General features: G+C 54.1%; 10 protein-coding genes. All 10 read left to right on the top strand.

Annotated features, from left to right (window positions below; translation table 11 throughout):
* The first annotated feature begins 243 nt into the window (after window positions 1–243).
* The 10 genes from rpsB to GCWU000342_RS05400 all read left to right on the top strand — a co-directional run bounded on the left by rpsB (window position 244) and on the right by GCWU000342_RS05400 (window position 13,314).
* Complete coding sequence (gene rpsB / locus GCWU000342_RS05445; RefSeq protein WP_045000355.1) at window positions 244–981, top strand: 30S ribosomal protein S2; 738 nt, start codon at window positions 244–246, stop codon at window positions 979–981.
* Between the two features lie 72 nt (window positions 982–1,053).
* Window positions 1,054–1,983: a translation elongation factor Ts gene (gene tsf, locus GCWU000342_RS05440; RefSeq protein ID WP_045000354.1), complete on the top strand. Its 930-nt coding sequence runs from the start codon at window positions 1,054–1,056 to the stop codon at window positions 1,981–1,983.
* 166 nt (window positions 1,984–2,149) lie between these two features.
* On the top strand, window positions 2,150–2,848 hold the full coding sequence (pyrH, locus tag GCWU000342_RS05435) for a UMP kinase (RefSeq protein ID WP_006906305.1): 699 nt from the start codon (window positions 2,150–2,152) through the stop codon (window positions 2,846–2,848).
* A gap of 31 nt (window positions 2,849–2,879) precedes the next feature.
* The gene (frr, locus tag GCWU000342_RS05430; protein ID WP_045000353.1) at window positions 2,880–3,434 is read left to right on the top strand and encodes a ribosome recycling factor; all 555 of its coding nucleotides are present in this window, start codon (window positions 2,880–2,882) and stop codon (window positions 3,432–3,434) included.
* Between the two features lie 167 nt (window positions 3,435–3,601).
* On the top strand, window positions 3,602–4,300 hold the full coding sequence (locus tag GCWU000342_RS05425) for an isoprenyl transferase (protein WP_006906303.1): 699 nt from the start codon (window positions 3,602–3,604) through the stop codon (window positions 4,298–4,300).
* A gap of 57 nt (window positions 4,301–4,357) precedes the next feature.
* Window positions 4,358–5,164 (top strand): phosphatidate cytidylyltransferase, encoded by an 807-nt coding sequence (locus GCWU000342_RS05420; protein WP_006906302.1) that lies wholly within the window; start codon window positions 4,358–4,360, stop codon window positions 5,162–5,164.
* A 207-nt stretch (window positions 5,165–5,371) separates the two neighbouring features.
* Entirely contained in the window at window positions 5,372–6,538 is a 1,167-nt protein-coding gene (locus GCWU000342_RS05415; RefSeq protein WP_045000740.1) for a 1-deoxy-D-xylulose-5-phosphate reductoisomerase, read from the top strand.
* A gap of 4 nt (window positions 6,539–6,542) precedes the next feature.
* Window positions 6,543–7,577 (top strand): M50 family metallopeptidase, encoded by a 1,035-nt coding sequence (locus GCWU000342_RS05410; RefSeq protein ID WP_006906300.1) that lies wholly within the window; start codon window positions 6,543–6,545, stop codon window positions 7,575–7,577.
* A gap of 58 nt (window positions 7,578–7,635) precedes the next feature.
* Window positions 7,636–8,700: a flavodoxin-dependent (E)-4-hydroxy-3-methylbut-2-enyl-diphosphate synthase gene (gene ispG, locus GCWU000342_RS05405; RefSeq protein ID WP_006906299.1), complete on the top strand. Its 1,065-nt coding sequence runs from the start codon at window positions 7,636–7,638 to the stop codon at window positions 8,698–8,700.
* A 15-nt stretch (window positions 8,701–8,715) separates the two neighbouring features.
* Window positions 8,716–13,314 carry a PolC-type DNA polymerase III gene (locus GCWU000342_RS05400; RefSeq protein WP_006906298.1) on the top strand — a complete coding sequence of 1,533 codons (4,599 nt, stop codon included), beginning with the start codon at window positions 8,716–8,718 and terminating at the stop codon, window positions 13,312–13,314.
* Window positions 13,315–13,321: the final 7 nt, after the last annotated feature.

Here is a 13,321-nt window from a genome sequence, read left to right as displayed (position 1 = left end):
GGATGTGAGACAGAATTTGGGCCTATCTATGGCTGTGCGGTGAGACGAGAGGCTGGCTTGTGTGGTGAGACGGAGAGGGTGCCTTGACGTCTCGCTTTTTATTGTGCTAAAATCTGAAAGTTAGTTTATACAACACATGCGAGGACTTGAAAAATGGTGCCGTCAGATGGGTAGGCAAATGCTGAGATCTATGGTGATTTTCAGGGATGAATCGTGTGGAAGTTTAACCATGGAGGTAAGAAAATGAGTGTTGTATCTATGAAGCAGCTGTTAGAGGCAGGAGTCCACTTTGGCCACCAGACCAGAAGATGGAACCCCAAGATGGCTCCCTATATCTTTACGGAGCGCAATCAGATCCATATCATCGACCTGCAGCAGACAGTGCCGATGATCGATAATGCCTATAACGCGGTATATGATATCGTCTCTCAGGGAGGAACCATTCTCTTTGTCGGGACCAAGAAGCAGGCGCAGGACGCTATCGCCGAGGAGGCAACCCGCTGCGGCATGTTCTATGTTGACCAGAGATGGCTGGGCGGAATGCTCACCAACTTCTCCACCGTCAAGACACGTATTGCGCGCCTGAAGGAAATCGAGAGGATGAGAGAGAACGGAACCTTTGATCTTCTTCCCAAGAAGGAGGTCGCCGGTCTTGAGAAGGAGCTCGAGAAGCTCGAGAAGAATCTTGGCGGTATCAAGAATATGGACCGTATTCCAGACGCGATCTTCGTCGTTGACCCCAAGAAGGAGAGAATCTGTGTCAAGGAGGCCGAGTCTCTCGGCATTACTCTGATCGGTATTGCCGATTCCAATGCCGATCCCGATGAGCTCGACTATGTCATCCCCGGCAATGATGACGCGATCCGCGCCATCCGTCTGATCACCTCTACAATAGCTGACGCTGTCATTGAGGCCAAGCAGGGAACTGTGACTGCCGAGGCTGAGCCCAAGGCCGAGGACGAGGAAGAGACTGAGGAGTAAACTCAGGTCGCAGGGATCAGATGCTTGTTATCAGACGCTAATCATATTTGAATGTTTGAATGGAGGATATTCATGGCTATTTCTGCAAAGATGGTTAAGGAGCTTCGCGATGCTACCGGAGCTGGCATGATGGAGTGCAAGAAGGCCCTGACCGAGACCAACGGCGATATGGATGCCGCTGTTGAGTTCCTGCGCGAGACGGGAGCCGCCAAGGCGGAGAAGAAGGCGAGCCGCATTGCGGCAGAGGGCCTCTCTCTTGTTTTCCAGAAGGACGACAAGACGGCCTCAATTGTTGAGGTGAATTCTGAGACAGACTTTGTCGCCAATAATGAGAAGTTCCGCGCTTATGTGGAGGATGTGGCTGAGCAGGCTGCTTCTTCCGACGCCCGCGACCTGGATTCTTTTTTGGCTGAGAAGTGGTTTAAGGATCCGTCCAAGACGGTCTCTGAGGAATTGGTGAACCAGATTGCCGTCATCGGTGAGAATCTGAAAATCCGCCGCTTTGAGAAGGTGACTTCAGACGATCTGGTCGTTTCCTATGTCCATGGCAATGGCCGTATCAGCGTTGCTGTCAACGCTAAGGCGGAGCTTGTCAACGATGAGGTCAAAGAGGCACTGCACAATGTGGCAATGCAGATTGCAGCTCTGAACCCCAGATATGTCCGCGACTCAGAGGTTCCCGGCGATTTCATTGCCCATGAGACGGAGATTCTCAAGGCTCAGATTGAAAATGATCCCAAGGAGGCCGCTAAGCCCGACAAGGTGAAGGAAGGCATGATCCGGGGTCGGATCAACAAGGAACTCAAGGAGATCTGCCTGGTAGATCAGGTCTACGTCAAGGCGGAGGATGGCAAGCAGTCTGTCGCCAAGTATCTCGAGCAGGTTTCCAAGCAGGTGGGAGCCGCAGTTGACGTTGTCAGCTTTGTTCGCTATGAGACCGGCGAGGGTCTTGAAAAGAAGGAAGAGGACTTCGCTGCTGAGGTAGCTGCCGCAGCTAAATAAGGAATCAGTAAAAATTACTTCAAGAGGGAGTTGCCGGTGGGTGACTTCCTCTTTTTGTTTCAGGGGGGCGATATTGCCGGTGGGCGACTTCCATTTTGTTTTCAGCAAATGCCAGTTATGGTAGAATAATTCCGATATCTGAGACAAAGGCAGAGGGGAAAAATCAATGAAACGAGTGCTTCTGAAGTTGAGTGGTGAGGCCCTGGCAGGAGATAAGGGCAAGGGCTTTGATGAGACGACCTGCGGGATGGTCGCGGATCAGGTCAGACAGCTGGTCGACTCCGGACTGGAGGTCGGGGTCGTGATCGGCGGAGGGAATTTCTGGCGCGGAGCAGGTAAGGCCAATATGGATCGGACCAGGGCCGATCAGATCGGCATGCTGGCGACTGTGATGAACTGCATTTATGTCTCCGAGGCCTTCCGCAATGTAGGGCTTGCGACGACGATTATGACTCCCTTTTCGGTAGGAAGCTTCACGGAGCTCTTCTCTAAGGACCGTGTCAATACGGCCTTCCGGCATAAGAAGGTTGTCTTCTTCGCCGGAGGAACAGGACATCCCTATTTTTCCACGGACACAGGGGCGGTCCTTCGCGCTGTTGAGATTGACGCGGACGGGATCCTTCTAGCCAAGAATATCGATGGAGTCTACGACAGTGATCCGGCGATCCATCCTGACGCCAGGCGCTATGATACAATCAGTTTAGAGCAAGTGCTTGCGAAGAAGCTGCAGGTCATCGACCTGTCCGCCTCTTTGATGTGCCAGCAGCAAAAGATGCCTCTTTATATCTTCGCTCTGAAGGAAGAGGGGAGCATCGTGGCTGCGGCTTCCGGGAATTTTCACGGGACGATTGTCACCGTTGATTGACAGGTTACAGATTTCAATGAAGGAGAGTATTATGGATAGTCGTTTAAATCCCTATGAGGAGAAGATGAAAAAGAGCGTCAACGCTCTTCTGGCAGAGTATGTTTCTATTCGCGCCGGACGCGCCAACCCTCATATTCTTGACAAGATCGAGGTTGAGTACTACGGGGCGCCTACCCCCCTGCAGCAGGTGGCCAATGTCTCTGTTCCGGAGGCCCGCATGATCCAGATTCAGCCCTGGGAGAGCTCCCTGCTCAAGGAGATTGAAAAGGCCATCAATATGTCGGATGTCGGCATTCATCCGACCAATGACGGAAAGACCATTCGCCTGGTATTCCCGGAGTTGACAGAGGACCGGCGCAAGGAGCTGGTCAAGGACGTCAAGAAGAAGGGGGAGAATGCCAAGGTCGCAATCCGCAACATCCGCAGGGATGCCATGGATGAATTTAAGAAATTAAAGAAGTCGGAAGATATGTCGGAGGACGCAATCGCTGATCTGGAGGATCAGGCGCAGAAGCTGACAGATCGCTATGTCAAGATCCTCGACCAGGAGATTGACAAAAAGACCCAGGAATTGATGACCCTCTGATCGCGGGATTTTATTGTCATGAGAACAGGGCCAACCGCTACGGATCGTTCGCGCAGAAAAGACGCAGACGCGATCCGGCGGTTGGTCTTTCCTGTTCATGGCTTTTTCAGGAGAAGCGCCTTTGGCGCACGCGCATCACAATCGATTGATTTTAGCGGAGAGACGATATGGCAGTACCGGAGCACGTGGCAATTATTCTGGATGGCAACGGTCGCTGGGCCAAAAGCAAGGGAATGCCCAGGACTTACGGGCACACCGTTGGAGCCAAGAACGTGGAGAGAATCTCAAGAATTGCCTATGAGACAGGCGTCAGATATCTGACCCTCTACGCGTTCTCGACGGAGAACTGGAGCAGGCCGGATGATGAGGTCAGCGCCCTGATGAAGCTTCTGACCACCTATTTAAACACCTGTTTGAAGACAGCCAGGCGGGATAATATGCGCTTGAGAGTCATTGGAGATATCAGTCGCCTGGAACCCTCGCTGCAGGAGCTGATCAGCAGGGTGGAGAGAGAGACCTCCGTCTATACCGGACTGAACCTGACGATTGCGGTGAATTACGGGGGCAGGGATGAAATTGTCCGGGCCATGAGAGAAATGTATATTGATCTCACAGAGAAGGGAGCGGACGCGTCTGAAATTACCGAGGGACGACTTTCCTCTTATCTGGACACGGCGGATCTGCCGGATCCAGATTTGCTGATCCGCACCAGCGGAGAGCAGAGACTGTCGAACTATCTGCTCTGGCAGCTCGCCTATGCGGAGTTTTATTTTACTCCTGTGCCCTGGCCGGATTTTCGCAGAGAAGAATTCCTGGAGGCGATTGCCGCCTATGAGCACAGAGAGCGCCGGTATGGTAAGATATGAATTCAGGGGAGTTGGAGAGTTGGTTCTGCCTGAATCAGAGTCGAGAAGCGAGGGATTATGTTTCGTACCAGATTAGTAAGTGGAATTGTATTGCTTTTGCTTGCCCTGATCCTTGTTATTGCGGGCGGGCCGATTCTGGCTCTTTCTACCTGCGCTGTCAGTATCATCGGCATGTATGAGCTCTATCGGGTTTTCGGTCTTGAGAAAAGTCTGCCCGCCAACCTGTCCTATCTGGTCTGCGCTTTCTATTATGGGAATCTCTATTTCGGCTGGCTCAGGGAGACAATGATGATCGCCATGATCTATCTGATTCTTCTCCTGTCGGTCTATGTCTTCTCCTATCCAAAGTATAAGGCCGGTCAGATCATGAAAATCTTCTTCGGCCTCTTTTATGTGGCCTTTTGTCTGTCCTTTATTTATCAGACCCGGTCCATTGCGGGCAAGGGAAGCTATCTGGTCTGGCTGGTTTTTCTCTGCTCCTGGGGCTGTGACACCTGCGCTTACGCGGTCGGAGTTCTGATTGGAAAGCACAAGATGGCGCCTGTTCTGAGCCCGAAGAAATCCATAGAGGGCGCGGTCGGGGGCGTCATCGGATCCGCCCTGTTGACAGGGATTTATGCCTGTGTTCTCCGGCAGGCTCTCTCGGTAGACACAAGGGGGATCCTCCTCCTGTCTATGACCGCGGCTGTGGGCGCTTTGATCTCCATGGTGGGCGATCTGGCGGCCTCCGCTATCAAGCGCAATTATGAGATCAAAGATTATGGGAGGCTGATCCCGGGACATGGCGGAATTTTGGATCGCTTTGATTCGGTGATTATTACGGCGCCGATTGTCTTTTATCTGTTGTCGAATCTCACGCGCTGAAGTTTGTATTTCACGCGCGGGAGGCTGAATCTCACGCTAAAGGTTACATTTCACGCGCGGGAGGTCAAGTCCCACGCATTAAGACGGCTTGCAGAGTTTTATCCCTGAGAAATGACAGAGCGGGCGCCTGGCTGAGAACGAGGAAAGACATATGCCGGGCGGATTAGATCCGCCTGATGCGTAACAGATGCCCCGGAGGAGAGTATGGTGAAAAAAGTTGCAATTCTGGGTTCTACCGGATCCATCGGAAGCCAGGCGCTGGAAGTGATCGCTGACCACGCAGAGGATTTCGAGGTGACCGCCCTGTCCTGCGGCCGCAATATCGAGCGATTGGCGCAGCAGGTCAGAAGCTTTCATCCGAAGCTCGTTTCCGTCGAAAAGGGGGAGGATGCGAAAAAGCTCAAAGACCTGCTCACATCCGATCCGGATGCGGGAAGACTCCCGGAAATCCACTCCGGCATGGAAGGGCTCTGCGCTGTCGCGACAGAGGAGTCCGCGCAGATTTTGCTGACTGCAGTGGTCGGGATGATCGGGATTCGTCCCACCATAGAAGCGATTCGGGCCGGCAAGGACATCGCCCTGGCCAATAAGGAGACCCTGGTCTGCGCCGGGCACATCATTATGCCTCTGGCCAGGGAGAGAGGCTGCTCTATTCTCCCGGTGGATTCTGAGCACTCGGCCATTTTCCAGAGTCTGCGGGGGAATGAAATGAATCGGGTCAGGAAGATTCTTCTGACCTGTTCCGGTGGACCCTTCCGGGGGAAAAAGCGAGCGGATCTGGAGGAGGTCGGCGTCCGGGATGCTTTAAAGCATCCAAACTGGTCTATGGGCAAAAAAATCACCATAGATTCCGCCAGTTTGGTCAATAAGGGGCTGGAGGTCATGGAAGCCGGCTGGCTCTTTGGCCTTGAGGCGGATCGGATTCAGGTTCTCGTTCACCCCCAGTCCATACTTCATTCCGCCGTGGAGTATGAGGATGGGGCAGTCATCGGACAGATGGGCTTTCCGGACATGAAGCTTCCGATCCAGTACGCCCTCTATTACCCTCGCCGCCACCGGATGCGGGGAAATGAATTGGATCTGTTTTCGACAGGAGCCCTGACCTTTGAAAGGCCGGATACGGAGACTTTTTTGGGATTGCCCCTGGCCTGCGAGGCCATGCGGCGGGGCGGGAATCTTCCCACCGTCTTCAATGCGGCCAACGAGCGGGCAGTCTCCCTCTTTTTGGCGGGGAAGATCCGCTTTCTGGACATCTATGAACTGATCGCCCGGACCATGGAAGGAATTGACTTTGTGGCGGATCCCGGCCTGGAGGAGATTCTAATGGCGGAGCAGGCGAGCTGCGACTACATTGACAGCATTATGGATAAGTGAGTATATGAATATTGTCATCGCGATTTTAATCTTTAGTTTTATTATTATCTTTCATGAACTGGGGCACTTTCTAACCGCCCGCGCCTGCGGAGTCAAGGTCAATGAATTCTGCCTGGGCTTCGGCCCCAAGATCATCGGCTTTACGAAAGGAGAGACCCTCTATGCCTGGCGGCTGATTCCCTTCGGCGGCGCCTGTGTGATGGAGGGGGAAGACCAGGAGAGCGACAACGACCGGGCATTTGGCAATAAGCCGGTCTGGCAGCGCTTTCTCATCGTCCTCATGGGGCCCATGTTTAACTTCCTTCTGGCCTTCATTCTCTCAGCCATTTTGCTGGCAGCCATTGGAGTGATGAAGCCGAAAATCGGCGGGGTCATGGAGGACTATCCGGCCCAGGAGGCCGGCCTGGAGGCGGGAGATGAGATCACAGCGCTCGGAGGCCACCGGGTTTATTTCTATCAGGAGATTTCCGCATATGTCTTCTTTCACGGAAAAGAAGCGATTTCGGTGACTTATACCAGAGAGGGACAGAACCATCAGACAACGCTCATCCCCAGATACGATGAAGAGAGTAAGCGCTATCTGATCGGGATCCAGGGGCCAAGTGACTATGAGAAGCTGTCTGCGGGGCAGATTGCGGGCTATTCCTTTCATGAGATCCGCTACCAGATCTACAATACGGCCAAGAGCCTGCAGTTTCTGGTGACAGGTCAGGTCAGCCTGCGCCAGATCTCCGGCCCGGTGGGGATCGTTAAGACCATCGGAGATACCTATCAGCAGTCGGCAAGAGACGGGGCCTTTTATATCTTTGTCAATATGCTCTCGATCGCCATCCTTCTGACAGCGAATCTGGGAGTTATGAACCTGCTCCCCTTTCCGGCTCTGGACGGAGGGAGGCTGGTCTTCTTTCTGATCGAGATGATTCGGCGCAAGCCGGCTCCGCAGAAGCTGGAGGGCTATGTCAATATGGCGGGCTTTGTTCTTCTGATGGGCCTGATGATTTTAGTGGTATTCAGCGATCTGTTCAAGATATTCGCTTAGGACACCCGCCGGCCGGCGGGGGCGTCTGAGACCTTGTGTGAGATGGGGTAAATCGAAGATGAAATACAATCGGATGAAAACGCGTGAAGTAAAGATCAAAGATCGGGTCATCGGCGGCGACCATCCCATACTGATTCAGTCCATGACCAATACCCGGACACAGGATGTGGAAGCAACAGTGGCTCAGATTTTAGCCCTGGAAGCAGCGGGCTGTGAGATTATCCGCTGTACGGTACCCAATCAGGAGGCGGCTCAGGCTCTGGAACAGATTAAACGGCGTATCCACATTCCTTTGGTTGCGGATATTCACTTCGACTATAAGATGGCGATTGCGGCCATGGAGCATGGGGCGGACAAGATCCGGATCAACCCGGGAAATATCGGGGGCAAGGAGCGGATCAGAGCCGTGGTCGACTGCGCGAAGGAGCGGGGAATCCCCATCCGCGTGGGCGTCAATTCCGGCTCTCTGGAGAGGGATCTTTTAGTCAAGTATGGCGGGGTGACGGCGGACGGACTGGTGGAATCCGCACTTGACAAGGCGGCAATCATTGAGGACATGGGATATGACAATCTGGTCATCTCCATTAAGTCTTCCGATGTCATGACCTGTGTCGCCGCCCATGAGAAGATCAGAGACAGAACTGATCACCCTCTGCACGTGGGGATTACAGAGGCGGGAACAATCACCAGCGGCAACATCAAGTCGGCCCTGGGACTGGGCTTGATTTTAGGACAGGGCATTGGCGATACGATCCGCGTTTCTCTGACGGGAGATCCCATAGAGGAAATCTCGTCAGCCAAGATGATTTTGCGGACCCTCGGTCTTCGCCGCGGGGGGATTGAGGTGGTATCTTGCCCCACCTGCGGCAGAACCCAGATCGACCTGATTTCTCTGGCAAACGAGGTAGAGGCCCTGGTGACGCAGTACCCCCTGGAAATCAAGGTCGCTGTCATGGGCTGCGCGGTCAATGGGCCCGGAGAGGCCAGGGAAGCGGACCTGGGCGTGGCCGGCGGCAATGGAGAGGGTCTGCTCATGCGGCATGGGCAGATCATTCGCAAGGTAGCGGAGGAAGAACTCCTGGATGCTCTGCGGGACGAGCTCGAGCACTGGGAACAAGGTTGAGATAAGAGGCAGACAATGGCTAAGGCTTTTCAGGAGCTTTTTTCCAATCTGAAATTGAGCGCCGGACTGACGGGGCTCCTGGAAAACGCGCAGATTGAACGGGTGACGACAAACCGACAGCATGACGTCATGCGCATTTATCTGTCCTTTCAGGATCTGATTCCCAAGCGCAGGATCTGGAAGCTGGAGAAGGCGATTGCCAGCCAGTATTTTAAAGAGCAGCAGGTCGACGTCCGCATCATTGAGCGCTTTTACCTGTCTGAGGCCTACAACGCCAAAAATCTCTTCGCGTCCTATCGGGACAGTATCTATGAGGAAATCGAGCACTACAGTTCCATCCTCTATGGAATCATCAAAAAGGCTGATTTCACCTTTGACCGCGATGATCACCTGGAGCTGACCTTAGAGGATACGGTTTTAGCCCGGGGAAGAGAAGAGGAGATCCATGATATTTTAGACAAGATTTTCTGTCAGAGATGCGGGCAGACTCTGCTCATTGACATTGCCTATAAGCAGGCAAAGAAAAGTAAGTATCGGGCGGATACGGACGCGGTGATCGCCAACCGGGTGACAGAGATTGTCGAGCGTCAGAAGCAGATGCTGGAGAAAGAGGCGGCGGCAGAAGCGGCCCAGGGCCTGCCAAGTGAGGATCTGGGCCTGGGGCACCGGCCTCATCTGCAAAAGCAGATGGGGAAAAAGGGACAGAGTCCGGATTTCGCAAAGAGACAGGGAGAGACGGGGAAAAGGCAGGAAGGAGGACGAACGTCCGTCTACTTTGCCGCCGGCGGTTCATCTGCCGACAGAGGCAAGCCCTCATGGAAGCAGGGGGAGAGAGGAAGCGCCTCCTTCAGAGGCCCCAGGCCCCTCAAATACTCCTCGCACGCAGACCTGATCTATGGCCGTGATTTCGATGATGAGGTTACGCCGATCAGCGAGATCCAGGGAGCCGTGGGGGAGGTCTGTATTCGAGGTCAGATCATTTCCTTTGAGACCAGAGAGATCAGAAACGAGCGGACCCTTGTCAGCTTCGCCCTGACGGATTTCACGGACAGCATCGTGACCAAGCTCTTTGTGGCAAACGCCCATATGGAGGAGCTGGAAAAGGGACTGCACAAGGGAGCCTTCGTTAAAATCAAGGGAACGCCCTCTTTAGATACATTCGATCACGATCTGACCATGGGCTATGTCAAGGGGATCATGGCGATTCCATCCTTTCAGACAATCCGCGCGGACAATGCGGCCACAAAGCGTGTCGAGCTCCACTGCCACACCAAGATGAGCGATATGGACGGAGTCTCCGCGGTGGAGGACATCGTCAGGCAGGCCAGACATTTCGGGCACAAGGCTCTGGCGATCACGGATCACGGAGTGGTTCAGGCGTTCCCGGATGCCGATCACGAAATTGGCAAGGATCCGGATTTCAAGGTCATCTACGGGATGGAGGCCTATCTGGTCGACGATACCAAGACGGTGGTCACAGACGGGCTGCCGGGGCAGAGTCTGGACGATTCCTTCGTGGTCTTTGATATTGAGACGACAGGCTTCTCCGCCGAGAAGGATCGCATCATCGAAATCGGTGCTGTACGGATGGAAGGCGGGAGGATCACTGATCGCTTCTCAAGCTTTGTCAACCCGGGTCGCCCCATTCCCTTCCGGATCACGGAGCTGACCTCCATACGAGACGATATGGTGATCGGATCGGCGGGGATCGAGGAGGTCTTGCCGGACTTCCTTGCCTTTTCCCAGGGGGCGATTATGGTCGCCCACAACGCGGATTTTGATATGGGATTTATCCGCCAGAACTGTCTGCGCCTTCATCTTGAGGCGCCCGCGACTTATATGGATACGGTTGCCATGGGGCGGTATCTCATGCCCTCTTTGCACAATCAGAAATTAAACACCCTGGCCAAGGCCTTGAAGATTGATCCGGGCCATCACCATCGGGCTGTGGACGACGCCGAGGCGACCGCCCATATCTTCGAGAAATTCATCCAGATGTTTAGAGACAGAGGGATGAACGAACTGTCTGATATCAATGCCAATGCCAGGATGTCTGATGAAGTCATCCGAAAGATGCATGCCAACCACTGTATCCTGATCGCCAGGAATGATATTGGCCGCATCAACCTCTACAAGCTGACATCCCTGTCCCACCTGCGCTTTTTCCAGCGTCAGGCCAAGATCCCAAAGAGTCTGGTCGAGAAGTACCGGGAGGGGCTGATTATCGGTTCCGCCTGTGAGGCAGGGGAGCTCTTTCAGGCTCTGGAGGGCGGCAGACCGCCGCAGGAAATCTCCAGGATTGTCTCTTTCTATGATTACCTGGAGATCCAGCCGATTGGGAATAACCGCTTCCTTTTAGAGGCGGATAACGACAATATTCAGACCGAAGAGGATTTAAGAGATTTTAACCGTCGGATTGTCCGGCTGGGAGAGGACTTCCACAAGCCGGTCTGCGCCACCGGCGACGTGCATTTCTTAAATCCGGAGGACGAGATCTACCGGCGGATCATTCAGGTCGGAAAGGGCTTTAAGGACGCGGATCATCAGCCTCCTCTCTTTTTACATACGACGGAGGAGATGCTCGAGGAGTTCTCTTACCTGGGGATGGACAAGGCGAGAGAGGTGGTTATCACCAACACCAACCGGATCGCGGATATGTGTGAGCGGATTCATCCGACCCGCCCGGACAAGTGCCCGCCGGTGATTGCCAATTCAGACCAGATGCTTCGGACCATTTGTCACAACCGTGCGCATGAGCTCTATGGCAAAAAGCTTCCGGCCATCGTCGAGGAGCGCATGGAACGCGAACTCAATTCCATTATCGGCAACGGATATGCGGTCATGTACATCATCGCCCAGAAGCTGGTCTGGAAGTCCAATGAGGACGGTTATCTGGTGGGGTCGAGGGGCTCTGTCGGGTCCTCTTTTGCCGCTTATCTGGCCGGGATCACAGAGGTAAACTCTCTGCAGGCTCACTATCTCTGCCCGGACTGCAAGTTCGTCGACTTCGATTCAGACCAGGTCAAGGCCTTTGCCGGCCGGTCCGGCTGCGATATGCCTGACCGCAAATGCCCGCGCTGCGGGGCTGATCTGATGAAGCTGGGCTTTGACATTCCCTTTGAGACCTTCCTGGGCTTTAAGGGCAATAAGGAGCCGGATATCGACCTCAATTTCTCCGGAGAATATCAGGCCAAGGCCCACAAGTACACAGAGGTCATTTTCGGCGAGGGCCAGACCTTCAAGGCCGGAACCATCGGAACGCTGGCGGACAAGACGGCCTACGGATATATTAAGAACTACTATGAGGAGCGGGGAATCCATAAGCGGAGCTGTGAAATCGACCGCATTGTCCAGGGCTGTGTGGGGATTCGCCGCACCACGGGACAGCATCCCGGCGGCATTGTCGTATTGCCTGTGGGAGAGGAGATCAACTCCTTTACACCGGTACAGCATCCGGCGGACGATATGACATCCGATATCATCACGACCCATTTTGATTATCATAAGATCGACGGGAACCTGCTCAAGCTGGATATCCTGGGACATGATGATCCCACCATGATCCGCAAGCTGGAGGATCTGACAGGCCTGCGCGCCACAGATATTCCCCTGGATGACAAGGCAGTTATGGGACTCTTCATGGGAACGGACAGCCTCGGGATCCCGGAGGGGGATCAGCTCTGGGGCGGGACCTCTATGGGGACGCTTGGAATCCCGGAATTCGGAACAGACTTTGCCATGGGGATGCTCAGGGACGCCAAGCCAAAGGAGTTCTCGGATCTGATCCGTATCTCCGGTCTGTCCCACGGAACGGATGTCTGGCTGGGCAACGCCAAGGATCTGATCCAGCAGGGAATTGCTACTATTTCCACAGCGATCTGCTGCCGGGACGATATTATGGTCTACCTGATCAATCAGGGAATGGACTCTGAGGAGAGCTTTACCATCATGGAGCGGGTCAGAAAGGGCCTGGTGGCCAAGGGGAAAGTGGCCGACGACTGGGCGAAATGGACGGCGGATATGAAGGAGCACGGGGTGCCTGACTGGTACATCGGCTCCTGTGAGAAGATCAAGTATATGTTCCCTAAGGCCCACGCGGCTGCCTATGTCATGATGGCCTGGCGCGTGGCCTACTGCAAGGTCTACTACCCTCTGGCCTACTACGCCGCTTTCTTCTCCATCCGGGCAACTGCCTTCTCCTACGAGATCATGTGCCGGGGGAGGAATTATCTGGAGACCATACTGGCGGAGTACGACAAGCGCAGGGATCAGCTGTCCAACAAGGAACAGGACACCTACCGGGACATGCGCATTGTGCAGGAGATGTACGTCAGGGGATATGAGTTTCTGCCTCTGGATCTCTACCAGTCGGACGCCCGCTATTTTAAAATTGTTGACGGAAAGCTGCTCCCGCCCTTTGCCTCCATCGACGGCATGGGAGATAAGGCGGCTGAGACGCTGGCGATTGCGGCTGCCCAGGGGAAATTCCTCTCCATGGATGATCTCAAGGAGCGCGGCAAGCTCTCCCAGACCATTGCCGATAAGTTAAATGAACTGGGGCTGACCGGGGATATGCCAAAGAGCAACCAGCTCTCCATTTTTGACTTTGCCTAGGGACTCT

Source organism: Shuttleworthella satelles DSM 14600 (assembly GCF_000160115.1).
Taxonomy (GTDB): domain Bacteria; phylum Bacillota; class Clostridia; order Lachnospirales; family Lachnospiraceae; genus Shuttleworthia; species Shuttleworthia satelles.
This window is presented reverse-complemented; position numbering and strand designations above follow the sequence as displayed.